Source organism: Halobacillus halophilus DSM 2266 (genome assembly GCF_000284515.1).
GTDB lineage: Bacteria > Bacillota > Bacilli > Bacillales > Halobacillaceae > Halobacillus > Halobacillus halophilus.
On sequence record NC_017668.1, the window covers coordinates 166,248 to 192,285 of the forward strand.

Annotated in this window: 18 protein-coding genes, 12 tRNA genes and 3 rRNA genes; 26 read left to right on the forward strand and 7 right to left on the reverse strand. The window is 44.3% G+C overall.

Annotated elements, in window-relative coordinates; genetic code table 11:
* The first annotated feature begins 2 nt into the window (after positions 1 to 2).
* Positions 3 to 1,055: an Mrp/NBP35 family ATP-binding protein gene (locus HBHAL_RS00925; RefSeq protein ID WP_014641458.1), complete on the forward strand. Its 1,053-nt coding sequence runs from the start codon at positions 3 to 5 to the stop codon at positions 1,053 to 1,055.
* 46 nt (positions 1,056 to 1,101) lie between these two features.
* On the opposite strand, the gene gerD is transcribed toward HBHAL_RS00925, so the two are convergent.
* The gene (gene gerD / locus HBHAL_RS00930) at positions 1,102 to 1,749 is read right to left on the reverse strand and encodes a spore germination lipoprotein GerD (protein ID WP_014641459.1); all 648 of its coding nucleotides are present in this window, start codon (positions 1,747 to 1,749) and stop codon (positions 1,102 to 1,104) included.
* 137 nt (positions 1,750 to 1,886) lie between these two features.
* Here gerD and HBHAL_RS00935 point away from each other — a divergent pair, with 137 nt between their 5' ends.
* Positions 1,887 to 2,486, forward strand: a complete 600-nt coding sequence (locus tag HBHAL_RS00935) for a KinB-signaling pathway activation protein (protein ID WP_014641460.1) — start codon at positions 1,887 to 1,889, stop codon at positions 2,484 to 2,486.
* Between the two features lie 36 nt (positions 2,487 to 2,522).
* Here HBHAL_RS00935 and pdaB read toward each other — a convergent pair whose 3' ends face one another.
* Positions 2,523 to 3,281: a polysaccharide deacetylase family sporulation protein PdaB gene (pdaB, locus tag HBHAL_RS00940; protein WP_014641461.1), complete on the reverse strand. Its 759-nt coding sequence runs from the start codon at positions 3,279 to 3,281 to the stop codon at positions 2,523 to 2,525.
* A gap of 122 nt (positions 3,282 to 3,403) precedes the next feature.
* Between pdaB and HBHAL_RS00945 the strand changes: the two genes are divergently transcribed.
* From HBHAL_RS00945 to rocF, 17 genes are all read left to right on the forward strand, one after another.
* Positions 3,404 to 3,625, forward strand: coding sequence for a hypothetical protein (locus HBHAL_RS00945; protein ID WP_014641462.1), 222 nt, complete (start codon positions 3,404 to 3,406; stop codon positions 3,623 to 3,625).
* Between the two features lie 385 nt (positions 3,626 to 4,010).
* Positions 4,011 to 5,577 (forward strand): 16S ribosomal RNA (locus HBHAL_RS00950).
* Positions 5,578 to 5,707: 130 nt separating this feature from the next.
* Positions 5,708 to 5,784 (forward strand) — tRNA-Ile (locus HBHAL_RS00955).
* Positions 5,785 to 5,793: 9 nt separating this feature from the next.
* A tRNA-Ala gene (locus tag HBHAL_RS00960) sits at positions 5,794 to 5,869 on the forward strand.
* Between the two features lie 169 nt (positions 5,870 to 6,038).
* A 23S ribosomal RNA gene (locus HBHAL_RS00965) occupies positions 6,039 to 8,956 on the forward strand.
* A 94-nt stretch (positions 8,957 to 9,050) separates the two neighbouring features.
* Positions 9,051 to 9,164, forward strand: a 5S ribosomal RNA gene (rrf, locus tag HBHAL_RS00970).
* Together the 16S, 23S and 5S rRNA genes with 12 tRNA genes alongside form the textbook arrangement of a ribosomal RNA operon.
* Positions 9,165 to 9,203: 39 nt before the next feature.
* A tRNA-Asn gene (locus tag HBHAL_RS00975) sits at positions 9,204 to 9,278 on the forward strand.
* Positions 9,279 to 9,281: 3 nt separating this feature from the next.
* Positions 9,282 to 9,353: transfer RNA gene (locus HBHAL_RS00980), tRNA-Thr, on the forward strand.
* Between the two features lie 20 nt (positions 9,354 to 9,373).
* Positions 9,374 to 9,448: transfer RNA gene (locus HBHAL_RS00985), tRNA-Glu, on the forward strand.
* A 6-nt stretch (positions 9,449 to 9,454) separates the two neighbouring features.
* Positions 9,455 to 9,530 (forward strand) — tRNA-Val (locus HBHAL_RS00990).
* 17 nt (positions 9,531 to 9,547) lie between these two features.
* Positions 9,548 to 9,623, forward strand: a tRNA-Thr gene (locus HBHAL_RS00995).
* 22 nt (positions 9,624 to 9,645) lie between these two features.
* A tRNA-Tyr gene (locus HBHAL_RS01000) sits at positions 9,646 to 9,731 on the forward strand.
* Positions 9,732 to 9,852: 121 nt separating this feature from the next.
* A tRNA-Gln gene (locus tag HBHAL_RS01005) sits at positions 9,853 to 9,927 on the forward strand.
* A 294-nt stretch (positions 9,928 to 10,221) separates the two neighbouring features.
* Positions 10,222 to 10,294: transfer RNA gene (locus HBHAL_RS01010), tRNA-Lys, on the forward strand.
* A gap of 38 nt (positions 10,295 to 10,332) precedes the next feature.
* A tRNA-Gly gene (locus HBHAL_RS01015) sits at positions 10,333 to 10,407 on the forward strand.
* Positions 10,408 to 10,410: 3 nt separating this feature from the next.
* Positions 10,411 to 10,483: transfer RNA gene (locus HBHAL_RS01020), tRNA-Ala, on the forward strand.
* Between the two features lie 213 nt (positions 10,484 to 10,696).
* Positions 10,697 to 11,599 carry an arginase gene (rocF, locus tag HBHAL_RS01025; protein WP_014641463.1) on the forward strand — a complete coding sequence of 301 codons (903 nt, stop codon included), beginning with the start codon at positions 10,697 to 10,699 and terminating at the stop codon, positions 11,597 to 11,599.
* Positions 11,600 to 11,624: 25 nt separating this feature from the next.
* Here the strand turns inward: rocF and HBHAL_RS20645 are convergent, their stop codons facing one another.
* Positions 11,625 to 11,798, reverse strand: coding sequence for an aspartyl-phosphate phosphatase Spo0E family protein (locus HBHAL_RS20645; protein ID WP_014641464.1), 174 nt, complete (start codon positions 11,796 to 11,798; stop codon positions 11,625 to 11,627).
* A gap of 160 nt (positions 11,799 to 11,958) precedes the next feature.
* On the opposite strand from HBHAL_RS20645, the gene sigW reads away from it, so the two are divergent.
* The 6 genes from sigW (at position 11,959) to glmS (ending at position 18,888) form a co-directional block, all read left to right on the forward strand.
* Complete coding sequence (sigW, locus tag HBHAL_RS01030) at positions 11,959 to 12,522, forward strand: RNA polymerase sigma factor SigW (RefSeq protein ID WP_014641465.1); 564 nt, start codon at positions 11,959 to 11,961, stop codon at positions 12,520 to 12,522.
* Positions 12,523 to 12,535: 13 nt separating this feature from the next.
* The gene (locus HBHAL_RS01035) at positions 12,536 to 13,198 is read left to right on the forward strand and encodes a zf-HC2 domain-containing protein (RefSeq protein WP_014641466.1); all 663 of its coding nucleotides are present in this window, start codon (positions 12,536 to 12,538) and stop codon (positions 13,196 to 13,198) included.
* Positions 13,199 to 13,357: 159 nt separating this feature from the next.
* Positions 13,358 to 14,167 (forward strand): diadenylate cyclase CdaA, encoded by an 810-nt coding sequence (gene cdaA, locus HBHAL_RS01040; RefSeq protein WP_014641467.1) that lies wholly within the window; start codon positions 13,358 to 13,360, stop codon positions 14,165 to 14,167.
* On the forward strand, positions 14,160 to 15,116 hold the full coding sequence (locus HBHAL_RS01045; protein WP_014641468.1) for a CdaR family protein: 957 nt from the start codon (positions 14,160 to 14,162) through the stop codon (positions 15,114 to 15,116). The genes cdaA and HBHAL_RS01045 overlap by 8 nt, the downstream gene beginning before the upstream one ends.
* A 136-nt stretch (positions 15,117 to 15,252) precedes the next feature.
* A complete protein-coding gene (glmM, locus tag HBHAL_RS01050) occupies positions 15,253 to 16,605 on the forward strand; it encodes a phosphoglucosamine mutase (protein ID WP_014641469.1) in 1,353 nt (450 codons plus the stop codon).
* A gap of 480 nt (positions 16,606 to 17,085) precedes the next feature.
* The gene (gene glmS / locus HBHAL_RS01055) at positions 17,086 to 18,888 is read left to right on the forward strand and encodes a glutamine--fructose-6-phosphate transaminase (isomerizing) (protein WP_014641470.1); all 1,803 of its coding nucleotides are present in this window, start codon (positions 17,086 to 17,088) and stop codon (positions 18,886 to 18,888) included.
* A 62-nt stretch (positions 18,889 to 18,950) separates the two neighbouring features.
* Here the strand turns inward: glmS and HBHAL_RS01060 are convergent, their stop codons facing one another.
* Positions 18,951 to 19,235, reverse strand: coding sequence for a phospholipase A2 family enzyme (locus HBHAL_RS01060; RefSeq protein ID WP_041601133.1), 285 nt, complete (start codon positions 19,233 to 19,235; stop codon positions 18,951 to 18,953).
* Positions 19,236 to 19,626: 391 nt separating this feature from the next.
* On the opposite strand from HBHAL_RS01060, the gene trxB reads away from it, so the two are divergent.
* Positions 19,627 to 20,580 carry a thioredoxin-disulfide reductase gene (gene trxB / locus HBHAL_RS01065; protein WP_014641471.1) on the forward strand — a complete coding sequence of 318 codons (954 nt, stop codon included), beginning with the start codon at positions 19,627 to 19,629 and terminating at the stop codon, positions 20,578 to 20,580.
* A 727-nt stretch (positions 20,581 to 21,307) separates the two neighbouring features.
* On the opposite strand, the gene HBHAL_RS01070 is transcribed toward trxB, so the two are convergent.
* From HBHAL_RS01070 to HBHAL_RS01080, 3 genes are all read right to left on the reverse strand, one after another.
* Positions 21,308 to 22,468 (reverse strand): M24 family metallopeptidase, encoded by a 1,161-nt coding sequence (locus tag HBHAL_RS01070; protein WP_014641472.1) that lies wholly within the window; start codon positions 22,466 to 22,468, stop codon positions 21,308 to 21,310.
* Between the two features lie 137 nt (positions 22,469 to 22,605).
* Entirely contained in the window at positions 22,606 to 23,316 is a 711-nt protein-coding gene (locus tag HBHAL_RS01075) for a GntR family transcriptional regulator (RefSeq protein ID WP_014641473.1), read from the reverse strand.
* Between the two features lie 130 nt (positions 23,317 to 23,446).
* Positions 23,447 to 26,032 (reverse strand): YfhO family protein, encoded by a 2,586-nt coding sequence (locus HBHAL_RS01080; RefSeq protein WP_014641474.1) that lies wholly within the window; start codon positions 26,030 to 26,032, stop codon positions 23,447 to 23,449.
* Positions 26,033 to 26,038: the final 6 nt, after the last annotated feature.

Here is a 26,038-nt window from a genome sequence, read left to right on the forward strand (position 1 = left end):
CTTTGTTAACACAAGAAAAAGTACTCGAAATCCTTCATCCAATCGAAGATCCGTTTTTACATAAAACGTTAGAAGAAACCGGTGGGATTGAAGATATATCAATTAAAGAAGAAAAAAACCATGTAAGTGTTAAAGTCTTGATTGCAAAGACAAACACGGCAGAACAAATGGAACTTCAACAGACTATAGTGAATGCACTGAAAAGCGGCGGGGCAGCTACTGTAGGGCTTCGATTTGATCAGCTTCCAGAAGATGTGATTAATAAATTTCAGCCGGAAGCGGAAAGTCAGCAGGAAGAATCTTTACTTGATGGTGGCTCCAATACAAAATTCCTTACCATTGCCAGCGGTAAAGGCGGCGTTGGTAAATCAACAGTTACGGTCAACTTGGCAGTAGCACTTACGCGGTTAGGTAAAAAAGTAGGAATCATTGACGCTGATATCTATGGCTTCAGTGTACCGGATATGATGGGTGTGGAAGAGCGCCCGGTTGTACGCGGGGAAAAGATTATCCCTGTTGAGCGATTCGGAGTAAAAGTCGTTTCCATGGGTTTCTTTGTGGAAGATAACTCCCCAATTATTTGGAGGGGCCCTATGCTTGGTAAGATGCTGACAAGCTTCTTTAAAGAAGTGGAATGGGGCGATCTTGACTATCTACTTCTTGATTTACCACCAGGAACAGGGGACGTAGCTTTGGATGTTCATTCCATGCTTCCTTCGTCTAAAGAAATTATTGTGACGACTCCTCACCCGACTGCTGCCTTTGTAGCTGCACGCGCTGGGCAGATGGCTTTGAAGACAGAGCATGAAATCCTGGGAGTTATCGAGAACATGGCTTACTTTGAAAGTAAGGAAACCGGAAATAAAGAATTTGTCTTTGGACGCGGAGGAGGAACGAAGCTTGCTGAAACACTGCAAACCGGCGTGCTCGGTCATATTCCTCTACAGCAGCCGTACGAAGATGAAGATGTGTTCGCTCCTTCCGTTTATCAATCCGATCACCCAATCGGGTTAAGCTACCGGAATATTGCGGCTAAAATTATTGATAAGTATTAAATAATAAATCACGCGTTTCCCTTAAATAAAGGGAAACGCGTGATTTTTACTGTGAAGATCCGCTGCCCTGTTCCTGGCCACCGCTGCCGGATTGTTCTCCACTTCCACCTTGCTGGTCTTCTCCTCCGGAAGAGGAAGAACCTTCACCGGTTTTCATTTTTTCTGCAGCCTTTAACATCGTTTCACTCATCTTGGCTTGAACCACAGGACTATTTAATGTCTCCTGTATTGTCTTCTCAAGATGTTCACGGAACTTCTGCCCCTGCATAACCGTAACCATTTGCTCCATCATTTCAGGATTTTTATATATCTCAATTAAGAGCTTCTGGTACTCAGGGTCTTTCATTAAACCTTTCAATAGATCCTTTTCTTGTTCTTCCAAGGTTTTGCTGAAACCTTGTACGAAAGAAGGATCAGCAAACAGCTTACTCCAAAACTCTTTCCCTTTATCAGAAACTAAGGTGTCACTGACCGATTGGGCCACGACTTCGGATTCAAGAGTCATGGATTGCTGCATTTTTTCATCAGAGAGAACTTCCGTGAGGGCTTCTTTGCCTTCATCGGTTTTCAATATATCCACAATCATTTTTTTCGTTGTATCATAATCCGCCTGTTGGCTTGCTCCTGAGCTGCCGTTACAAGCTGCCAGGAAAACAAGAATGATGACGGGACATAAAAAGCGAATTTTGGACATGATAGGATGTCCCCTTTCTTTCGTTCTCCTTAGTCTTACTATTCGCGTTTCGACAAATTTTATACGGCAGGAGGAAAAAAGCCGCGCTTCATGATAAAATACGTAAGAAAATCTTTTTGTATTTAGGGGGAACACGCGTGAATAGTCGTAAATGGGTGAGGTTATTTTTAACGACGCTGCTGCTTGGCGGAGTTTTAACCCTCGTAACCAGTTTTATATTTAAACAAAATTCTTATGCCGAAGTTCTTCAGCCATTTCAATTATTTGAATTAGTGGGTTTGTTATTATTCTTTTCCGGTCTTGGATTTATATTCAGCGTCATTAGTCAAATGGGCTTCTTTGCTTATCTAACGGTTAATCAGTTTGGAAAAGGCTTATTCAGATCTTTTTGGCCTGCACTGCAGTTATTTTTAATTGCCTTTACATTATTTGATCTCGTTTATTTCCGTTATCAAGCGTCTGAGGAAGGTTCAATAGGAGTTTATTTACTAACAGCGCTTGCACTCTTAGCTATATCCCTAGTGATAGCCTTCATAAAGGCGAAGGAAACGAAGTCTCATGCTTTTATTCCAGCTCTGTTTTTTATGGTGGTTGTTACCACAGTAGAATGGGTTCCTGCTTTGAGAGCACAGGGAAGTGACTATATATGGATGATGATTATTCCACTGCTTGCTTGTAATGCTTATCAGCTTCTGCTTCTTCACCGCCTGACAAATAACCAGGAAAACGCTGCTTAAATTAATCAGCCACTGTGGATTCACAGTGGCTGATTTTTAATTAATTTGAGTAGTTTCTGCTTCTCCGCCGCTTACCAGTTCGGATATGCTGACAAATTTTAATCCTTTTTGCTTCAACCCAGGTAGAATGACTTCCAAAGCTTTTGGTGTCTGCTTAACAGAATCTGAAGCGTGTAATAAAATAATATCTCCTTTTTCACCCTCGTTTAAAACTTGATCAATAATGGCGTTTGTTCCAGGGTTTTCCCAATCTCTAGGGTTCAGACTCCACTGCACAGCCTGCATGCCTTGATTTTCAATCAGTTTCAGTACCTCTTTATCCATATGTCCATGAGGGGGACGGATCCATTTGATTTCTTCAAATCCTAGTTTTTCAAAAGTTTCCTGAGCTTTACTTAAATCCGATCGTACTTGTTCAGGTTTTAATTCTAAATAGCTTTCATATTCATATCCCATCATTCCTATTTCATGTTTTCCTTCCTGGATAGCTGTCACAATATCGGGGTGGCGTTCTGCCCACTCACCGCTAACAAAAAAAGTCGCCTGGGCCTGGTGAGATTCCAGCTGCTCTAAAATTTCATACACTTTGTCGCTTCCCCAGCTGATATTAAAAGTCAAAGCGACAAATGATACATCCTCACTCCCCTGGGTTAATGCTCGAGGTTCACCATTATTAGAAAAAACAGGAAGTTGGCTCCATTGACCTAACCAAAGAAATAACGCACAAAATAGTGCTAATGCTACTACAACGCCATATCGCTTTAACCGTTCCACTTTCCACGTATAAAAGCTCAAAGTATCTGCAACTCCTTCCTTCCAATATGTTCTATACATATGAAAAAAAGGACAACCTATGCTAAAAACAATGAATTTGGGGTAAAAATATATAAAGGTTGGTTATCAGGGAGGTTCTGGCTATGCACGGAATAATAATCAATGATCAAGAACAACGTGAGATGGAATATCTTTTAAAAAGAGAGATGGAAGAAATCACATTTGATTTAGGAGACCACCGAATAGATACAGGGATTAAAAGAGCAATGGAAGAACGGTATGATGTTTTATTTCAAATATTCCGGAGGTTTGGCTCTCGGAAGGAATGTCTGCAATACATGCCTAAAAAGAAAAAAGAAAACTAAGCTCATGCTAAAGTTCAGGGACTACCCTGGGCTTTTTAGTTTTCTTAAATTCCTATATATATAGGAGATTTTAAAAAAAGATAAAAAAATTCCTTAAAAGTATTGCATTCCATTTTTGATCCATGGTATATTATTAATCGTTGTCGGGAAAGGCGAGCGAATATAAAGCAAACCGAAAACGACACACAAAAAAATCATTTAAAAAAGTTGTTGACTTAAATGAGTCACAATGATATGATTATTAAGTCGCTGTTTTGAAGCGGCAAACGAAAACTTTTGATCTTTGAAAACTGAACGAACCAACCAGTACGTCAAGATATTCTTTCAATAAAGAAGGAATTAAAACAAGCACATTCGGTGTGCAAAGAGCTAATCAATCTCAACTTTTATGGAGAGTTTGATCCTGGCTCAGGACGAACGCTGGCGGCGTGCCTAATACATGCAAGTCGAGCGCGGGAAGCAAGCGGATCCCCTTCGGGGGTGAAGCTTGTGGAACGAGCGGCGGACGGGTGAGTAACACGTGGGCAACCTGCCTGTAAGACCGGAATAACCCCGGGAAACCGGGGCTAATGCCGGGTAACACCTACCTTCACCTGAAGGAAGGTTAAAAGATGGCTTCTCGCTATCACTTACAGATGGGCCCGCGGCGCATTAGCTAGTTGGTGAGGTAATAGCTCACCAAGGCGACGATGCGTAGCCGACCTGAGAGGGTGATCGGCCACACTGGGACTGAGACACGGCCCAGACTCCTACGGGAGGCAGCAGTAGGGAATCTTCCGCAATGGACGAAAGTCTGACGGAGCAACGCCGCGTGAACGATGAAGGTCTTCGGATCGTAAAGTTCTGTTGTTAGGGAAGAACAAGTACCGTGCGAACAGAGCGGTACCTTGACGGTACCTAACGAGGAAGCCCCGGCTAACTACGTGCCAGCAGCCGCGGTAATACGTAGGGGGCAAGCGTTGTCCGGAATTATTGGGCGTAAAGCGCGCGCAGGTGGTTCCTTAAGTCTGATGTGAAAGCCCACGGCTCAACCGTGGAGGGTCATTGGAAACTGGGGAACTTGAGGACAGAAGAGGAGAGTGGAATTCCACGTGTAGCGGTGAAATGCGTAGATATGTGGAGGAACACCAGTGGCGAAGGCGACTCTCTGGTCTGTTTCTGACGCTGAGGTGCGAAAGCGTGGGTAGCAAACAGGATTAGATACCCTGGTAGTCCACGCCGTAAACGATGAGTGCTAGGTGTTAGGGGGCTTCCACCCCTTAGTGCTGAAGTTAACGCATTAAGCACTCCGCCTGGGGAGTACGGCCGCAAGGCTGAAACTCAAAGGAATTGACGGGGGCCCGCACAAGCGGTGGAGCATGTGGTTTAATTCGAAGCAACGCGAAGAACCTTACCAGGTCTTGACATCCTTGGACCACCCTAGAGATAGGGTCTTCCCTTCGGGGACCAAGTGACAGGTGGTGCATGGTTGTCGTCAGCTCGTGTCGTGAGATGTTGGGTTAAGTCCCGCAACGAGCGCAACCCCTAATCTTAGTTGCCAGCATTCAGTTGGGCACTCTAAGGTGACTGCCGGTGACAAACCGGAGGAAGGCGGGGATGACGTCAAATCATCATGCCCCTTATGACCTGGGCTACACACGTGCTACAATGGATGGTACAAAGGGCAGCGAAGCCGCGAGGTGTAGCAAATCCCATAAAACCATTCTCAGTTCGGATTGCAGGCTGCAACTCGCCTGCATGAAGCCGGAATCGCTAGTAATCGCGGATCAGCATGCCGCGGTGAATACGTTCCCGGGCCTTGTACACACCGCCCGTCACACCACGAGAGTTGGCAACACCCGAAGTCGGTGAGGTAACCTTTATGGAGCCAGCCGCCGAAGGTGGGGCCAATGATTGGGGTGAAGTCGTAACAAGGTAGCCGTATCGGAAGGTGCGGCTGGATCACCTCCTTTCTAAGGAAACCGGAAAGGCGGAAACGACCGATGGTCGTGGAAGCTGGACCGGACGGAAGACGTACCTGGTTGGTTGTTCAGTTTTGAGAGATTAAACTATTTAAAATATTTAATCCTATAGTAATTGGATGGGCCTGTAGCTCAGTTGGTCAGAGCGCACGCCTGATAAGCGTGAGGTCGGTGGTTCAAGTCCACTCAGGCCCACCATTCAATTTTGGGGCCTTAGCTCAGCTGGGAGAGCGCCTGCTTTGCACGCAGGAGGTCAGCGGTTCGATCCCGCTAGGCTCCACCATTTAAATGAATGATTTAAACACAAAGTGTGATTTTGTGTTTTATATTCAACCCTAAATAATGGGTGTGAACCTTGAAAACTGGATAAGGAATCAATAGCGTTTTAGACGCTAGTGATGACAAGACATTCAACAGAAACATCGAACGAAACAACGTCTTTTCACGACGATAGTTAAGTGAATAAGGGCGCACGGTGGATGCCTTGGTACTAGGAGCCGATGAAGGACGGGACTAACACCGATATGCTCCGGCGAGCCGTAAGTAGGCTTTGACCCGGAGATTTCCGAATGGGGAAACCCGCTGTTCGTAATGGGACAGCATCCAATACTGAATACATAGGTATCGGACGGCACACCCGGGGAACTGAAACATCTCAGTACCCGGAGGAAGAGAAAGCAAATGCGATTTCCCAAGTAGCGGCGAGCGAAACGGAAACAGCCCAAACCAGAAAGCTTGCTTTCTGGGGTTGTAGGACACTCCATTGGAGTTATCAAGAAGGAAGGTAGATGAATCGGCCTGGAACGGTCAGCCAGAGCAGGTAACAGCCCTGTAGTCGAAACCTTTCTTCCTCCGGAGTGGATCCTGAGTACGGCGGAACACGAGGAATTCCGTCGGAATCCGGGAGGACCATCTCCCAAGGCTAAATACTCCCTAGTAACCGATAGTGAACCAGTACCGTGAGGGAAAGGTGAAAAGCACCCCGGAAGGGGAGTGAAAGAGAACCTGAAACCGTGTGCCTACAAGTAGTCGGAGCCCGTTAATGGGTGACGGCGTGCCTCTTGTAGAATGAACCGGCGAGTTACGACCGTATGCGAGGTTAAGCATAAGAAGCGGAGCCGCAGCGAAAGCGAGTCTGAATAGGGCGCGTGAGTATGCGGTCGTAGACCCGAAACCGTGTGATCTACCCATGTCCAGGATGAAGGTCAGGTAACACTGACTGGAGGTCCGAACCCACGTAAGTTGAAAATTACGGGGATGAGGTGTGGGTAGGGGTGAAATGCCAATCGAACACGGAGATAGCTGGTTCTCTCCGAAATAGCTTTAGGGCTAGCCTCAGAATAGAAAGTCATGGAGGTAGAGCACTGATTGGACGAGGGGCCCCTATCGGGTTACCGAATTCAGTCAAACTCCGAATGCCATAGACTTTGTTCTGGGAGTCAGACCGTGGGTGATAAGGTTCATGGTCGAAAGGGAAACAGCCCAGACCGCCAGCTAAGGTCCCAAAGTGTGTGTTAAGTGGAAAAGGATGTGGAGTTGCTTAGACAACCAGGATGTTGGCTTAGAAGCAGCCATCATTCAAAGAGTGCGTAATAGCTCACTGGTCGAGTGACTCTGCGCCGAAAATATACCGGGGCTAAACACACCACCGAAGCTGCGGATTGATCTTACGATCAGTGGTAGGAGAGCGTTCTAAGGGCCGTGAAGTCAGACCGTAAGGACTGGTGGAGCGCTTAGAAGTGAGAATGCCGGTATGAGTAGCGAAAAAAGAGTGAGAATCTCTTTCACCGAAAGCCTAAGGGTTCCTGAGGAAGGCTCGTCCTCTCAGGGTTAGTCGGGACCTAAGCCGAGGCCGAAAGGCGTAGGCGATGGACAACAGGTTGATATTCCTGTACCACCTCCTTTCCGTTTGAACGACGGGGGGACGCAGGAGGATAAGGAGAGCGCGCCATTGGATGAGCGCGTCCAAGCAGTGAGACGGTCGGATAGGCAAATCCGTCCGGCAACGTCAAGCTGTGATGGGGAGGGAACTAAAGTACCGAAGCTCCTGAGTTCACACTGCCAAGAAAATCCTCTAGTGAGGAAAGAGGTGCCCGTACCGCAAACCAACACAGGTAGGCGAGGAGAGGATCCTAAGGTGAGCGGGAGAACTCTCGTTAAGGAACTCGGCAAAATGACCCCGTAACTTCGGGAGAAGGGGTGCTCCTCTGCCGAGGAGCCGCAGTGAAAAGGCCCAAGCGACTGTTTACCAAAAACACAGGTCTCTGCGAAGCCGTAAGGCGAAGTATAGGGGCTGACACCTGCCCGGTGCTGGAAGGTTAAGGGGATGCGTTAGCCGTAAGGCGAAGCGTTGAACCGAAGCCCCAGTAAACGGCGGCCGTAACTATAACGGTCCTAAGGTAGCGAAATTCCTTGTCGGGTAAGTTCCGACCCGCACGAAAGGTGCAACGACTTGGGCACTGTCTCAACGAGAGACCCGGTGAAATTATACGATGTGTGAAGATGCACATTACCCGCGACAGGACGGAAAGACCCCGTGGAGCTTTACTGTAGCCTGATATTGAATGTTGGTACAGCTTGTACAGGATAGGTAGGAGCCTTAGAAGCCGGAGCGCTAGCTTCGGTGGAGGCGCTGGTGGGATACTACCCTGGCTGTACGGACATTCTAACCCAGGACCGTTATCCGGTCCGGAGACAGTGTCAGGTGGGCAGTTTGACTGGGGCGGTCGCCTCCTAAAGAGTAACGGAGGCGCCCAAAGGTTCCCTCAGAATGGTTGGAAATCATTCGCAGAGTGTAAAGGCACAAGGGAGCTTGACTGCGAGACCTACAAGTCGAGCAGGGACGAAAGTCGGGCTTAGTGATCCGGCGGTACCGCATGGAAGGGCCGTCGCTCAACGGATAAAAGCTACCCCGGGGATAACAGGCTTATCTCCCCCAAGAGTCCACATCGACGGGGAGGTTTGGCACCTCGATGTCGGCTCATCGCATCCTGGGGCTGTAGTCGGTCCCAAGGGTTGGGCTGTTCGCCCATTAAAGCGGTACGCGAGCTGGGTTCAGAACGTCGTGAGACAGTTCGGTCCCTATCCGTCGTGGGCGTTGGAAATTTGAAAGGAGCTGTCCTTAGTACGAGAGGACCGGGATGGACACACCGCTGGTGTACCAGTTGTTCCGCCAGGAGCATCGCTGGGTAGCTACGTGTGGTCGGGATAAGTGCTGAAAGCATCTAAGCATGAAGCCCCCCTTGAGATGAGATTTCCCCTTACGCCAAGTAAGTAAGATCCCTCAGAGACGATGAGGTTGATAGGTCCGAGGTGGAAGCGTGGTGACACGTGGAGCTGACGGATACTAATGGATCGATGACTTATCTATCCTTTAAAAAAGAAGTCGGAAGAGACGTTCGCTCGTCCGATGGTTGAATGATTGCCTTATCCAGTTTTGAGGGTTTACCTCAAACTGTATATGATGTGGTGGTGAAGGCGAAGAGGTCACACCTGTTCCCATGCCGAACACAGAAGTTAAGCTCTTCAGCGCCGATGGTAGTCGGGTCGATCCCCGTGAGAGTAGGACGCCGCCACGTCATTTCCCTTATACTTAGCATTTCGAAGCTTTATATTATTCCAACGTAGCTCAGTGGTAGAGCAATCGGCTGTTAACCGATTGGTCGTAGGTTCGAATCCTACCGTTGGAGCCACTTGCTTCCATAGCTCAGTGGTAGAGCACTTCCATGGTAAGGAAGGGGTCGCCGGTTCAAATCCGGCTGGAAGCTCTCAGAAGTAATCGTAAGAAGGCCCGTTGGTCAAGTGGTTAAGACACCGCCCTTTCACGGCGGTATCACGGGTTCGAATCCCGTACGGGTCACCAATTGATGGAGGATTAGCTCAGCTGGGAGAGCACTTGCCTTACAAGCAAGGGGTCGCAGGTTCGATCCCTGCATCCTCCACCATTCTAATTTCATAATTAGCCGGCCTAGCTCAACTGGCAGAGCAACTGATTTGTAATCAGTAGGTTGGGGGTTCAAGTCCTCTGGCCGGCACCATTAAATGTTTTTTGACTAACGTGGAGGGATAGCGAAGTTGGCCAAACGCGGCGGACTGTAAATCCGCTCCCATCGGGTTCGTAGGTTCGAGTCCTACTCCCTCCACCATTTATTTTAGTTGTTAGAGCATGGTCGATTGCTGATAGTACATAGATCAGCATATTTTTATGAGAAAATATATTTTTATGTATATTATTAAATTAAATGACCATACTAACATTGTACTCGTTGGGCCATAGCCAAGCGGTAAGGCAACGGTTTTTGGTACCGTCATGCGCTGGTTCGAATCCAGCTGGCCCAGCCATTTAATTCCTTCATTAATTGACGGGATTTTTTATTTTCTATACATAAGCTCTATGTTTGTAGTTTATAAGCAGCATAAGCAGGGATATGGACAAATAAATTGGTTTGCAAGCTATTAACTAAAATGATAGTAAAAACCTCATTCTAAATTGGGAGCCATTAGCTCAGTTGGTAGAGCAAGCCAACTTCTTGAATGGCCATCTTCGCAGGCTTGCGAGGAGTGAGACTTCTTAGGATAAACTTGCAACACGACGAGCATCTTTCGAACTCGTAAGGAGATCTTAATTAACATTGGGAGCCATTAGCTCAGTTGGTAGAGCATCTGACTTTTAATCAGAGGGTCGAAGGTTCGAATCCTTCATGGCTCATTCTTTCAATCCGTTCATTTTGTGACCGTTCTACTTATGCGGGAGTAGTTCAGTGGTAGAACACCACCTTGCCAAGGTGGGGGTCGCGGGTTCGAATCCCGTCTCCCGCTCCATATGGGGCCTTAGCTCAGCTGGGAGAGCGCCTGCTTTGCACGCAGGAGGTCAGCGGTTCGATCCCGCTAGGCTCCACTTTAATGAATATGAATCAATTACAAAACTGACATCTTTAATAGATGTCAGTTTTTTTCTGTTTCTGCCAATATTCGCACGCTGAGTAAGTATTCATGCAATACTCACTCTTTCATGATGCCTATAGCCGCATATATATACACTAAGATGTCTAGTTGAGTCATTTATCAAAAAAAGGATACAATTAGAGTAGTGAATAAAGGAGGAAAATAAATGAATAAACAAATTTCCGTTATCGGGGTACCAATGGATTTGGGCCAAATGAGAAGAGGCGTCGATATGGGGCCGAGCGCGATTCGATATGCAGGTATGACAGAGCGCTTAGAAAAATTAAAATATGATATAGAAGATTTGGGAGATATTGATATTCCTTTACCTCCGAAAACTGGAAGCGAGAAACTTGATAATTTAAGAAACTTGAATGAAATTTCTGAAGGAAGCCAAAGTTTAGCCAAAGAAGTAGATAAAGTTGTAGAAGAAGGACGCTTTCCGCTGGTACTGGGCGGAGATCACAGTATAGCTATGGGAACTTTAGCTGGCATAGCCAAACATTATGAGAATTTAGGAGTTATTTGGTATGACGCGCATGGTGATTTAAATACGGCTGATAGTTCACCTTCCGGTAATATTCATGGTATGCCTTTAGCTGTAAGCCTGGGAATCGGGCATGAGAAGCTTACAAGTATCCATGGTTATGAACCTAAAATTAAGCCTGAAAATGTTGTCATTGTGGGGGCGCGTTCATTAGATGAAGGTGAGCGTGAACTCATTAAGGAACATGGAATTAAAGTTTATACCATGCACGAGGTGGACCGTATGGGCATGACCAAAGTAATGGAAGAAAGTGTAGAATACTTAAAAGGGCGTACGGATGGTGTTCACTTAAGTCTTGATCTAGATGGATTGGATCCTCACGAAGCACCTGGAGTCGGTACACCTGTCATTGGTGGACTAAGCTATCGAGAAAGTCATTTAGCTATGGAGATGCTTTATCAGTCGGAAATGATTACTTCTGCGGAGTTTGTGGAAGTTAACCCGATTTTAGATGAAAAAAATAAGACCGCAAGTGTCGCAGTCGGTTTGATGGGGTCTTTATTTGGAGAAAGTTTAAAATAAATATTTTTATTTTCAGCAATCTGCCTCAGGCAGGTTGCTGTTCTTTTTGTTTAAGGTTTTCATATTCGTTCATAAGTTCGTCCAAACGAATACTCATCTGCAGGACCTCTTTAGATGTTAATGAGTTCTTTCTTGCTGCTCTGCTCATTTCTTCGCGGCACATTTCAATTTCATTAATTAAAAATATTTCCTGTTCCATGTAACATTCCTCCTATGTAAGTTTTTACATTTACTCTCTTATAACCCATACTAATAGAAGTTAAACTTATAAAAAGATATATTTTTATATAATTTTTGAAACTTAGCACTGAGGTCATCCGTAAAGGATATCGACCGCAAGTAAAGCGGAGGTATAGCAGATGGAAACCATGATTAAACAGAAAATTAAAGAAGTGAAAAAAGGAGACCAATCAGCGTTTGAGGATATCGTATCTTTTTACCAGACCAAAGTGTACCATATTTGTTTACGTATGATTGGAAACGCCTATGAAGCTGAAGATCTTGCACAAGAAGCCTTTATCCGTGCTTATACGAATATCCATACGTTCGATGAGAAAAGGAAATTTTCAACTTGGTTATATAGAATTGCAACCAATTTGACAATCGACCGAATCCGTAAAAAGAAACCGGATTACCACCTCGACGCGGAGGTCAGAGGGACGGATGGACTGGATATGTATTCTCAATTGGCAGCTGACCAGGCTTTGCCGGAAGAAGAGGTAGAAAGCCTTGAACTTCAGAGTTATATCCATAAGGAAATACTGGCCTTGCCGCCTAAGTACCGTAGTGTCATCGTATTACGTTATTTAGACGAGCTGGCACTTCAGGAAATAGCAGAAGTGCTGGACATCCCTGTAGGTACAGTAAAGACCAGGGTGCACCGCGGCAGGGAAGCATTGCGCAAAAGGCTTCGACATGTGTAAAGGAGTTGAGGGAATGAATTGCAAAAAAGAGGCTATATCACTCATGCATAAATATTTGGATGGGGAGCTAAAGAGAGAAGAAGAGAGACGACTGCGTAACCATCTGCAAACCTGTCCGTCCTGTCAAAACCATTTTCATGAATTAAAGCGTTCGATTACGCTGATAAAAAATACAGGTCCCGCTTCGGCACCGAGTAATTTTACTGCAAACGTAATGAGCAGTCTTCCCAAAGAGAAAAAGCGGAAAAACTATATTCGAACCATGCAGCGTCATCCAATTTTGACAGCTGCAGCGGTATTTTTCATTCTTATGTTCAGTGGTATTTTTTCCGCTTGGAATCAGGATCACCATGTAACCGTATCTAAACAAGAAAACCTGGAAATCAGGGATAATACCGTAATCGTACCTGAAGGTGTAACGATTAACGATGATCTGGTCGTACGGAATGGGGATTTGAAAATTCTTGGAAGAATTAATGGTGATGTTACCATCATTAATGGAGATATTATAAATGGAAAGCCAAAGGGTGATATCGAAAATAATTTAGATTCATCCACCCTCCGTGCCTATACGGGAGAATTGACTGAGGTCAATCAAATTTATGAGTGGGTATGGTACCAAACGAAACATATAGTTTCTGAGCTCTTTTCGTTTGAAGCAGATCAGGAGGAGTAAAAACCAGGGTGAATTTTACACCCTGGTTTTTTATACTAAATTGTTCGTTTGAATTGAATAATGGTTCTCATATTCCGATAAATAGAAGTGTGATATAATAATATAGGTGAATTTTTTTCTAAAAATTGCTTGATTTTAAAATTAAAAGGAAGTGTAGGCATGCTTGATGGGGGATTTGATGTATTAGATTATTTCTTAATTACGGTTGATATCGCCCTTGTCTGGTTTGTTGTATATAAATTAATCATGCTAATCCAGGGGACGAAAGCTGTACAGCTGCTAAAAGGTATATTCGTTATTCTGGGTATATGGTTATTGAGTAATTTATTTGGACTTACCACGTTAAGGTGGTTAATGTCCCAGGCCATTACATGGGGTTTTCTTGCTATTATTATTCTTTTCCAGCCTGAACTCAGGCGTGCGTTAGAGCAATTGGGAAGAGGGAGCTTCTTCAGTAGAAACACCTCCGAAGAGGATACAACTGAAAAATCAATACAGGCTATAATCAAATCATGTAATTATATGGCTAAACGCCGTATAGGAGCCCTTATAACAATTGAAAGGGACACGGGAATGGGAGACTACGTTGAAACGGGAATTCGCGTTGGCGGCCACCTTTCAAATGAGTTATTGACCAATATATTTATCCCTAACACTCCGCTTCATGATGGGGCCGTAATACTTAAAAATGATGAGATTGTCGCAGCTGCCTGCTATTTGCCGTTGTCTGAAAGTCCTTTTATATCGAAGGAACTTGGGACAAGACACCGGGCAGCAATGGGAATCAGTGAGGTTACTGATGCATTGACCATTGTGGTATCAGAAGAAACGGGAGCCATTTCATGTACGAAAAACGGAGAACTTCATAGAAACCTGGATCAAGAAAAACTGGAAGAAATCCTCCGCACAGAACTGGATTACTCCGCTGCAGTGAAAACCTGGAACTGGAGGGGGAAAAAGAATGGATAATTGGCTGAAAAGTGTATGGTTTATCCGAATTATTTCCTTGATTCTGGCAGGTTTACTATGGATTACAGTCAATGTTGATAATAATATGGACTCTGATTCGTTGTTCTTTAATGAAAATTCTTCGGATATGGAGACTATGGACAATATTCCACTGGAAATCAGATTTGACAGTGAAGAATATGTAGTAAGTGGATTGCCTCAGGAGGTTTCTGTAACAGTCGAAGGTCAGGCGAGTGTAGTTACTCCGGTAGTACGCCAGAAAAACTTCACGGTCTTTGTAGATTTAAACGGATTAGGTCCTGGAGTACATGAAGTTTCTCTTCAGCATTCAGGGATATCGAATCAGCTGTCTGTTTCTCTCAAACCTAAAACAATCGAAGTTACTATTGAAGAAAAAGTCAGTGAGGATTTCGAAGTGAAGGTTGATTACCTGAATGAGAGCAGACTGGGCAGTGAGCTCGTTTTAGAAGAACCAACGGTACAACCAGAAATGGCAACCATTACGGGATCATCTTCTGTGGTAGATCGAGTGGCATCTGTGAAAGCTGTAGTCGATGTTGGATCAGCTCAGAGTTCACTTGAAGATGTGGAAGCACCCGTGAAAGTATATGATGAGCAAGGCAACGAACTGAACGTGCTGGTCGATCCTACAACGGTTATAGTAAATGTTCCACTATCCAAAAGGAAAAAAGAAGTGCCTGTGCAGGTTACACCAAAAGGTGGTGCTCCTGAAGGGGTGGTGGTCAATTCAGTAACTACTTCTACAGAAACAGTTACGTTGTACGGTCCAGAAGATGTCCTGGCGGTTATCAATAAACTGGAGGAAATCCCTGTAGATATAACGGAAGTTACGGAAGACCAGACCCAGGAAGTGGAAATTCCGGTTCCAAACGGGGTTACCTCTGTGGAACCAGAAAAGCTTGAAGTTGAAATAGATGTGGAAGATTGAAATGACAATGACCCACAATAAAAGTTTTCGCGGAATCGTTTAATCATAGCACAGATTAATCAAGGTTCTTTCCTGCGATTACAATAAATCCAGCTAAATAACAAACAGTTTCACTTTAGAAAGAGAGGTTTTATTTATGGGAAAATATTTTGGTACAGACGGGGTCCGTGGGGTTGCTAATAAAGAACTGACCCCGGAACTTGCATTTAAACTCGGCAGATATGGTGGTTACGTGCTAACAAAAGAGGTTACGAAGCCTAAAATCCTTATCGGGCGTGATACGCGAATATCCGGTGAAATGCTTGAAGGCGCTCTAGCTGCTGGTTTGTTATCCATTGGTGCTGAAGTTATGCGCCTGGGAGTCATTTCTACTCCGGGGGTAGCTTTTTTGACGAAAGCTCTTCAGGCAGAAGCGGGAATTATGATTTCTGCTTCTCATAATCCCGTAGAGGATAATGGGATCAAGTTCTTTGGACCTGATGGTTTCAAATTAACAGAAGCTCAAGAACAAGAAATCGAAGAGCTGATTGATGGAGAGACAGATACACTTCCACGTCCATCGGGCTCGGATCTAGGACAAATTAATGACTATTTCGAAGGTGGACAAAAATACTTACAGCATCTTAAGCAGACAGTGGATTATGATTTTGATGGACTGCATATCGCATTAGACTGCGCACACGGTTCTACATCTTCACTTGCTTCTCGTTTATTTGCTGATTTAGAAGCTGATATCTCATCTATTGGAGCATCACCAGATGGCTTGAATATCAACGAAGGTGTTGGTTCCACCCATCCTGAAAAACTGCAGGAACTGGTTAAGGAAAAAAGAGCGGACATTGGTCTTGCTTTTGACGGAGATGGAGACCGCTTAATTGCAGTGGATGAAAAAGGTAATATCGTTGATGGTGACCGCATTATGTATATTTGTGCTCAGTACATGAATGATAATGGCACGCTTGCTCATTCGACGGTCGTTTCAACGGTGATGAGTAATCTGGGTTTCTATAAGGCGTTAGAATCCAAAGGCATGAAAAGTGATAAAACCGCGGTGGGCGACCGTTACGTAATGGAAGAAATGCGCCGCGGCGGCTATAACCTGGGCGGTGAACAATCTGGCCATATTATTTTCCTCGATCATAATACAACTGGCGACGGGCTGCTTTCTGCACTCCAGCTAGTCAATGTTATGAAAGAAACCGGCAAGCCTTTGTCAGAGCTTGCCGGTGCAATGGAGAAATTTCCACAAGTGCTTAAGAATGTAAGAGTCATTGATAAAAATAGAGTACAGACTCATCCTCGTGTTCAAGAAGCCATTCAGGCAGTAGAAGAAGAAATGGGAGACAGCGGACGGGTGCTGGTCCGTCCTTCAGGTACTGAACCGCTTGTACGAATTATGGTCGAAGCACCAACTGAAGAACAATGTGAAACCTACGTGAATAAAGTAGTTCAAGTAGTAGAAGAAGAACTGGGTATGAAAGAAGAATAAAGACAAGACGCAGGGTGCACGGACGTGCATCCTGTGCATATTATATAGCGTGGTTTTCAAGACCCTCATAATAAAGATTGACCTGCAAATAAAGGTTCAGGTAAAATAAAAGTTGGCCTAAAAAAATAAGTTTACCGCAGTATTGTTTTGGTAATGCAAGTTAAGGGCCGTATTCAAGCATAGAAAAGGAGAGAAGAAGTAAATTTATTGAAAAGCGCCAGGACTGTTTGCTGAAGCAGCAGCACAGTTGACGAGGAGGAGGTTCATCGAACGTTCGGCGGATGCCTCCCAGTTGCCGCACTCAACTGGAAGTTCAAAGGTTAAACCAAAGAGGCGACTCTTTGCTCAAATCCTTTGAACAAAGTGATTAAAAAATACAGAAATGCAACGGGAGAGGGGCAGCGAATCAGCCCCTGAAATAGATCGATATGGATGCTTATTCGTTGCCCTTACTCCATAATTTGAGGAGGACAACAACTTATGTGTGGAATTGTAGGATATATAGGACAAGATGATACGAAAGATATATTACTGAATGGCCTTGAGAAGTTAGAATATCGCGGGTATGACTCTGCGGGTATTGCCACTTTAAACAATAACGGTGTGAACGTATTTAAAGTAAAAGGGCGCATTGCTGCCTTGAGAGAAGCTGTTGATGAAAGTAATAAAGCTACTCTTGGAATCGGTCACACTCGCTGGGCAACCCATGGTGTGCCGAGCCGTGAAAATGCTCACCCGCACCAAAGTGTTTCTGAGCGATTCACTATTGTTCATAATGGTGTTATCGAAAACTATATCGATATTCGTGATGAGTATCTGGCTGATGTGAATATGAAGAGTGAAACGGATACAGAAATCATTGTTCAGCTTATCGAAGTGTTAAATGAGCAAATGGACGATGTAGCAGCTGCTTTTCGTAAGGCAGTAGAATTACTATCCGGATCCTATGCTATCGCTCTCATTGATCGTGAGAACCAAGATACGATTTATGTAGCTAAGAATAAAAGTCCATTACTAGTTGGTCTGGGTGACGACTTCAATGTTGTTGCCAGCGATTCTATGGCTGCCTTACACGTTACGGATCAATTTTTGGAGCTGATGGATAAAGAAACGGTTATCGTTCAAAGGAATAGTGTAGAAATTCAAAAATTGGACGGTACTACTGTATCACGTGAACCATTCACAGCGGAGCTGGATGCTACAGATATAGAAAAAGGGACCTACCCGCACTTCATGCTTAAAGAAATTGATGAACAGCCATTCGTTATTCGTAAAATCATTCAGGAATATAAAAATGAAAATGATGAAATCAAGCTCGACCTTGATATTCGTCAGGCTATGAAAAATTGTGACCGCATTTATATTATTGCCGCTGGAACGAGTTACCACGCGGGACTTCTTGGAAAACAATTCATTGAGAAATTAGCGAATATTCCAGTAGAAGTTCATGTGGCCAGTGAGTTCTCTTATAACATGCCGCTTCTTTCTGAAAAGCCTTTATTCTTGTTTATTTCTCAAAGCGGAGAAACGGCGGACAGCCGCTCTGTACTTGTCCAGATAAAAGAACTTGGTCATCCAGCGTTAACGCTCACAAACGTACCTGGATCCACCCTTTCCCGGGAAGCAAATTATACAATGCACCTGCATGCAGGACCTGAGATTGCAGTTGCATCCACAAAGGCTTATACAGCACAAATGGCCGTCCTGGCTATCCTTGCTGTTGATACTGCACGTGCTAAGGGTCTAGAGCTCGAATTTGATCCGATGCAGGAATTAGGAATTGCTGCCAACGCTATGGAAGCTTTAACCGACCAGAAGGAAGAACTGGAAGAGTTGGCTCGCGAATACCTTCCGACCACCCGCAACTGCTTCTTTATCGGCCGCAGTGTGGATCATTATGTAGGGCTTGAAGGTTCTTTGAAATTAAAAGAGATATCTTATATTCAAGCGGAAGGTTTTGCTGGCGGTGAATTGAAGCACGGAACCATCGCGCTAATTGAGGATGGCACCCCTGTCATAGCCCTTGCCACTCAGGAAAATGTGAATTACTCTATCCGTGGTAATGTCCAAGAGGTAGAAGCTCGTGGGGCAAACAGCTTGATTATAAGTATGAAGGGTCTGGATAAAGAAGGAGATGCATTTGTTATTCCTTATGTCCATCACCTTCTTACACCGCTTGTCTCTGTAATTCCTCTGCAGCTAATTTCTTATTACGCCGCGCTTCACCGTGATTGCGATGTTGATAAGCCTCGTAACTTAGCTAAGAGTGTTACAGTAGAATAAAATACGCATTAATAAACAAAAGGCAGTTGAGTATTACTACTCAGCTGCCTTTTTTAGGAGATTTAAAACGCGCAGGTGAAAAGACGCTGCATTTTCATGTATTTATACATCATTCTTGCATGACGACCTTCAATTGTATAAGGGTTCTGCAGTTGCTCTAATTGGCGAATAAAAGCTATGTCACATTCACAGTAATTCCTGTAATACCTATAACATTCATCGTGAGCCTTGCAGGCAGCATCTACCGCGTTGACCGGCGCCCCCGGTCCGCTGCATCCCGGCCCGCAGTATTTATATCCCGGGAATAAACATAAGCCTGAAAGATAGGGGCGTTTATAGCGTTTCATTTTACTTCCTCCTGCTCTATAAAAGCTAAACCGTGCGTATGACTGCATGTGCTATATCATATGATTCTTCTACTATTTAGTCTCTTCATCAGCCCAGGGAGTAAGGTTTACATAAAATATTAGGATCAAGATCGTATCGTAAGAATTTCTGGAATTCCACAAAAGGGTTGTTAAAAATTTTAATGGAGCGGGTATGGTCTAAATAGGCAGGCTTTGGCAAGAGCTGAATCAGGATTAAAAAAAGTTCTGTTTAAACTCCTTTCATTTTAACAACTTGCAAATTGACCAAAATGGCTGCATACGATGAAACAAGGATCTAAAAAGTGAATGAGGATGACCAAAACAGGTTATACCACTAAGAGCGGATAATATATTGTAAGGAGGATTCACTATGGCTTATAAATCAATTATATTAGGAACCGGACCAGCAGGATTAACAGCTGCTGTGTACTTAGCTAGAGCGAATATGGAACCCCTGGTTATTGAAGGCCCTGAACCAGGCGGGCAGCTTACGCTAACGACAGAAGTAGAGAATTTCCCTGGATTTCCGGATGGAATCATGGGACCTGAACTAATGGATAATATGAAGAAGCAGGCCGAACGTTTTGGAGCTACTTTTAAACGAGGTTGGGTCACGGATGTCAATGTCGATCAGCGCCCTTTCACACTGAATGTAGATGGTTTAGGAGAGCTCGAGACGCAAACGCTGATCATATCCACAGGGGCGTCTGCTAAGCTGCTTGGCATACCGGGAGAGAAGGAAAACATCGGAAAAGGTGTAAGCACCTGTGCTACGTGTGATGGTTTCTTTTTCCGTAATAAAAAAGTGGTCATCGTTGGGGGTGGCGATTCCTCAATGGAAGAGGCTACTTTCTTAACCAAGTTCGCAAGTGAAGTGCAAGTCGTGCATCGCCGTAATGAATTGCGAGCGTCCAAGATTATGCAGGAACGAGCGAAAAACAATGAAAAAATCACGTGGGCTCTTAATAAAACCCCGGTGGAAATGGTTTCAGATGGTATGAAGATTACAGGTTTGAAAGTGAAAGACAATGAAACAGAGGAAGAGGAAGTAATTGAAACAGACGGAATTTTCGTAGCCATTGGACACAATCCAAATACCGAATTCTTAAAAGGTAAGCTGGATATGGATGATAAAGGTTATCTTCTGGTAGAGCCTGGTACAACCGATACAAATATTCCTGGCGTATTTGCGTGCGGCGATGTACAGGATCAGAAATACAGGCAGGCAGTTACGGCAGCAGGTACAGGTTGTATGGCTGCTATGGACTCTGAGCGTTTCCTTGAAGGAGAAGCCGTCATTGATTGGAGTCAAAACCTATCATAAAACCAAAAAACCACCTTTTACTTGTAAACAGTAAAGGGTGGTTTTTAATGGATGTATTAAACGGTGTGGTTAAATTACCTCGGCAGGTTATTCCATTAACGGCCCGGTTAGTTGAAGACTCAGTTTCGAGATAACTCGGGTCCGTTACGTTAATTGGTGGAGGATTGGTGGGGAAGTAACTCGCTTTCCTATGGGGGAACGGTGAGCTTCCTCGCTCGTTTCACTCCCTGCGGGATCTCACCTAGTCCCTTCTCCCACGGGAGTCTCATCATTTCCCCACCAACCCAGCCACGGAAGAATAGTGGACCCTTTTCAAGAGAGAATGCTCTCCTCCTAAATAGGTCCTAAATGCTTCTACGACAAACTTTCACATCGTTCTAGCATGAAAATGAGTTCATCATCACATGCTTTTTTTCACATCAAGAAACGGTGTGTGAAGTGGTTTCGAGTTTCTAATTCGGCTAGGTCCGGAGGGGGACGATGAAGACTCCTGTGGGATGAAAATGACAGGGGAGACCCCGGAAGGCAAAGCCTGAGGAGGCTCCGCGCATTCCCACGGAAAGCGAATTGTCCCCCGGAGGACCTATCCTCTCTTTAAATAGCTCGAAACTGAGTCTTCAAGTAATGAAAGCTTATCTGTAATAAGCAACTTGGATAATGATTAGAACAATCAATAAAAGCCTCAACTTCCCAAATCAAAGGGAGGTTGAGGCTTTTAGGTGAAAAATTATTTGAGTAGACGATGCTCAAAAGGAAAGTCAGAGAAATTTTCTACGCCATCTTTCGTTACGAGAAGCTGTTCCTCTAATTTGACTCCTTCTTTGCCACCAGGTGAGCCAATATAACTTTCTACAGAAAGCACCATATTTTCTTGAATGACCCCATCATATCCTTTTTCTTCGAAGTCCTGCGGATAAACAATATAAGGGTATTCTCCGCTTAAGCCGGTACCATGAGCTACAGTAAAGTAACGATTCGGGAAGAACTCATCCGGAATCTGCCAGCTTTTTTCAGCGTACTCCCGGAAGGTCATGCCTGGTTTTAATAAGTCAATATTATACTGGATCTGCTCATAAGCGGTCTGATACAGGCGTTTCTGCTCGTTCGAAGGCTCCGAATCCCCGCACAAAAATGTTCGGCTGATATCGGTGAAAAAACCGAAAGGACCATTCATATCCGTATCAAAAGCAACAAGTTCTCCTTCGTTAATCACCTTATCACTGCATTCCTGGAACCATGGATTTGTACGATTTCCAGAGTTTAGAAGCCGTGTTTCCACATAGTCTCCACCTTGAGCGATGTTTACCTGATGTAGATAAGACCAGAGTTCATTTTCTGTAATTCCTGGTTCCAGAGCCTGCTGCATGCGGATCATACCTTCTTCTGCTGTACGAACAGAAATTTTCATCGCTTCGATTTCCTGCTTGTTTTTAATACTTCGGGCATGCTCAATTGGTTCCTGCCCATCGCGGACGTCGATTCCTTGTTTGGCAAGCTCCACAGCCCCTACAGAAGGGATATAATCGACAGCAAGTTTCTTGTTAGAACCTGCATGCTGAGCCATCAAATCAGCAATTTCTTTTGCCCATTCTTTCGCATTATCATAAAGGTTCTCACCAGAGGCTACATAAGATAGAGTGATGGCTGGTCTAACTTCATCAATGGTTTCGAGTCCTTCTGACAGATGTTCACAATTAGGGAAATCGAACAGTGTGATAGGTCCCTCTGTTGGGATGAATACATAGCGGCCTGGGTTTCTCAGCATAAATACCTGCATGTTCCTGCTGCCTGTTGCATAACGCAAGTTCACCGGGTCAAAAATGACGATACCGCCGTATCCCAGCGCTTTTAGCTGGTCACGAACACGGCCCAGCCTGTATTGGCGCATACGGACAAGATCGATCTGAGTTTTATCATGTCGGTTACTCGTCAGTTTAGAGATAGTAATTCCTCCTCATTCACGTTTGTGTATTAACTAACATATTACAATAAGATATAACTTATTGCAATAGGTAGTGAGGAGGCTTAACTTCCAATTTCTACCTTATAATTAAAGCCGGAAGGAAGGTATTTCGTGCGGCTGTATTCGATAGGCTTCAACCCGCTGCCCGTTGTTGTCCGTTCAATATCAATGAGAGCTTCTCCGGGGCTGACCCCTAATACATCAGCTTCAAACGAGGTGGCATTAGATGCAGATACATCTTCTTGAATATTCGTATAATAAATTCCTTGTTCTCCTAACTTCGGGAAGATATCGAAGGACGTATCTATATCATTTTCAATGGTTTTACCGATAGAATAGGGAAGAAACAATTGTTGAAATGCGATTGGTTTTCCATCAGCTAATCGGATTCTTTCAATCAGAAACATCTCTTCCTCTTCAGTGAGCTCCAGGGAATTCCGGGCGTGGAGCGCATGAGAAGCTTTACCGGAACGGATTACTTTTATAGAGAAGTGGGTCCCTTTTTCATGATGGAGGACGCCGGGATTCACTCCTTCTTCCGGAGGAATCGTGCGTACTCTCGCGGGAGATCCTCTCCGGGTTTCCAACACCCCGTTCTGAACGAGTTCCCGTATCGATTGCCGAATCGTAGTTCGGCTTACGTTGTACATCTCAATCAATTGACTTTCAGAAGGGATCGCATCCCCTGGCTTCCATACTCCATCTTTCACGTTGTGGATCATTTTATTTTTAATTTGTATATATAAAGGCAGTTTTCTTTGATTTTCAGCCATGTTAAAACTCCTTCAGAATGGATTGAATCGTTTCCTCTTGCTTTTATTTTAAAGGAGCTTGTGTATTCATGCCACCTGGCCTGCAATTCAGCATACGAAAAAGGACGCCCAGAGGACGTCCTTTTCACCATTATTTGTGTGTTTTTCTCCGGATCCATAAGAAGGAGAGGAGCACGGATAATAGGCATACGACAAGCGTAGCTTTGAAGTAAGGTGGATAATACGTAAAGGATACATGGTTCTGTCCTTCTTCAAGTTCCACGCCAAGATAGGCATAGTTCGCACGTAAGACTTTCTTTGATTCTCCGTTAACCTCAACACGCCAGCCTTTTTCATAAGGGACAGGAATCGTAAGGAATTGATCCGTCTGATTGTTATTCAACTGAATATCGACCTGGTTTCCATTCACAGCTACGCTGGAAACCTCATTGGCTTCGTCATAGGCTTTCTCAAGCGTTTCATAGGTTGCGTAGTGCAATTCAAGTTCGGCCAGTTGGTAATCGCCTTTAGGTACACGTATGGAAATTTTTTCGTCAGCTGGAACGCGGATCGTCACATCGTTCATTCCAGTTCGGTAAAAGGACTCCCGCGATTTTCTCGATGTTCGGTAATCATTCACATACAACGGAAACCAGGGAGCAGATTTAATATTATTTTTTATATAAAAGGATACATATATATCTTCGGCATCTTCAGGAAGCGAGTCGAACTGCAAGTCTAAACCGCCCGTTTCCTCGGTCACTCTCAGCCGTTCATCCTGGTAGGTGCCTCCAACTGCTTTTACCTCAGCGCTGTCCATCAAATCAGGGAGCGGTTTAACCTGAGAGGTTTCGGAATCCGGATTTTCTAAAATGATACCTTCAATCATGGCTTGCTCCCGTTTAATCATGGAAGCATCTGATAGGGAATCTACACTGTAAACCTTGCTTGTCGTACGTGCAAAGGGCAGCAGCTTTGTATTTCGATAGACTTGATAGTTCCTGCTTTCTAGATAAGGCTCAAATCCATAAGGCATATTCCTGTCAGAACCCTTTTTAGTCATAATGTATTTTCCGCTTAAGGAGCTGTACAAGTTGGCTCGGTCGCCAAATCCAGAATAACGGCTGATACTCTCTTGTTTCATATCGACTTCCATATCCTCATAATACCAGTAAAGGATATGTTCATTTAATATACTCGAATAGACACTGGTCCCGCTGAAATCCTGAATAAGCGGGATATTATTACGGTCATCCATCCCTTTCCATTCGAGTCGATAGAAGGAACTTGGATCCTTCTCCTGGACGCGATCCACCAGCTGTTGCTGTTCAGGAGAAGCATAGCCATCACTAAGCATGTATTCTTTAGTCGTTTCTTCGAGATTTCCTGCTTTATAAAGTTTGTCGTGCTGATAAACGTTCATCATCCCTGCGTTCAGCAGGACAATGATCACGCCTCCTGCTACCCAAGTTTTTTTATTCTGAATACTAAGCAACAGGAAAGCTGCTATGGAGATTCCGACCTGATAAAGCATGTATTGGTCAAATACGCTTTCGATTTGATAATAAGGATCTCTCCAGGCAAAAAAGTAATAGCTAAGGCCTGTCAGAAAGATCGCCACGAAAACTTCCCATCTTTTTACCTGATTCATGAATTGCAGGCCCGCTGCGACTAGCCCGCCGGCTGCAAAAAAGCCGAGGTATTCAAAACGGTGTCTTGGGGCAGAGAAGCCGTTAAAGGCGCTTCCCATAAATGGACTGAAATGAAAAAGGATAAATAACAGTGTCAGGACAGCAAACAACCGGAATATTTTATTTTTATAAAAAGAAAAAAGAAATAGAAAAAGCACTACAATGGTCGACAGCAAAAATGTGCGGCTGTCGAGCAGCATGTTATCGCTGAAGTCAAAAAGCGGGCGTTCTTGATTAAACGCCGGTCTGTAGTTATGAAAGTAAGCGTATAGTGTAGGTACAAAGGAAATAGAAGCGGCTCCCATTCCTAGTACTACTGAAATGACATAGAGCTTAAGCTGCTGGAGTTTCCCTGCTTCTTCTTTCTGCAGAGAAATAAGCCAGCGAACAAGAATATAGATCCCAACAAAAATGAAGCTTATATAAGCAAAGTAGAAATTGTTGAACATGGTTGCGGCAATGGCAAAAATAAACCAGCCCGGCTTTTGGTCACGGATGATTTTTTCAATCCCTAGAATTAAGAGAGGGACAAATACAAAGGCATCTGCGAAAAATTCCCAGTAAGATACATGACGGAAGTAAATAACCGAAGCACCGTAAAGAGTAGCCCCAATAAAAGATGGAATGGTACGGAGCGACATATATTTAAAAACATAGGTGGTAAGCAAAATGACAAGGGTCATGCGAATGATGCTGCTGAATATAATAGCTTGAGCCCAGAACAATGAGTCTGGCTTTCCAATTACATGCAGCAACTCCAATAAAAAGACCACTCCCACCGTCACAAGGAAGAAGAGGTTTGTTGAGAAGTAATAACCCAACTGACCGAAAAATCCTCCCCCAAAACCGAGATCGAGCGAATAAAAGAAATTCCCGCTCGTGTAGTTTTCGTATAAAAATTGTTTGAAGGGAATCATTTGGTTCAGCCCGTCATTTGGCCCTGCCATGAACGTTCCTTCCATCCATTGCCTTAAAAAGAATAGATGGGATAAGGTGGCGATAAGCAGACTTGAGAAGAATAGTATCGTGATTTTTTGTTTATTCATAAGGGA

Bases quoted from the DNA above. Each gene is read 5' to 3' on its own strand.
- glmM (WP_014641469.1), top strand. From the start codon at position 15,253: ATGGGAAAATATTTTGGTACAGACGGGGTCCGTGGGGTTGCTAATAAA.
- HBHAL_RS00945 (WP_014641462.1), top strand. From the start codon at position 3,404: ATGCACGGAATAATAATCAATGATCAAGAACAACGTGAGATGGAATAT.
- sigW (WP_014641465.1), top strand. From the start codon at position 11,959: ATGGAAACCATGATTAAACAGAAAATTAAAGAAGTGAAAAAAGGAGAC.
- cdaA (WP_014641467.1), top strand. From the start codon at position 13,358: ATGCTTGATGGGGGATTTGATGTATTAGATTATTTCTTAATTACGGTT.
- HBHAL_RS01035 (WP_014641466.1), top strand. From the start codon at position 12,536: ATGAATTGCAAAAAAGAGGCTATATCACTCATGCATAAATATTTGGAT.
- HBHAL_RS20645 (WP_014641464.1), bottom strand. From the start codon at position 11,798: ATGGAACAGGAAATATTTTTAATTAATGAAATTGAAATGTGCCGCGAA.
- gerD (WP_014641459.1), bottom strand. From the start codon at position 1,749: ATGTCCAAAATTCGCTTTTTATGTCCCGTCATCATTCTTGTTTTCCTG.
- HBHAL_RS01060 (WP_041601133.1), bottom strand. From the start codon at position 19,235: ATGAAACGCTATAAACGCCCCTATCTTTCAGGCTTATGTTTATTCCCG.
- HBHAL_RS01045 (WP_014641468.1), top strand. From the start codon at position 14,160: ATGGATAATTGGCTGAAAAGTGTATGGTTTATCCGAATTATTTCCTTG.
- HBHAL_RS01080 (WP_014641474.1), bottom strand. From the start codon at position 26,032: ATGAATAAACAAAAAATCACGATACTATTCTTCTCAAGTCTGCTTATC.
- trxB (WP_014641471.1), top strand. From the start codon at position 19,627: ATGGCTTATAAATCAATTATATTAGGAACCGGACCAGCAGGATTAACA.
- HBHAL_RS01070 (WP_014641472.1), bottom strand. From the start codon at position 22,468: ATGCGCCAATACAGGCTGGGCCGTGTTCGTGACCAGCTAAAAGCGCTG.
- rocF (WP_014641463.1), top strand. From the start codon at position 10,697: ATGAATAAACAAATTTCCGTTATCGGGGTACCAATGGATTTGGGCCAA.
- glmS (WP_014641470.1), top strand. From the start codon at position 17,086: ATGTGTGGAATTGTAGGATATATAGGACAAGATGATACGAAAGATATA.
- HBHAL_RS01075 (WP_014641473.1), bottom strand. From the start codon at position 23,316: ATGGCTGAAAATCAAAGAAAACTGCCTTTATATATACAAATTAAAAAT.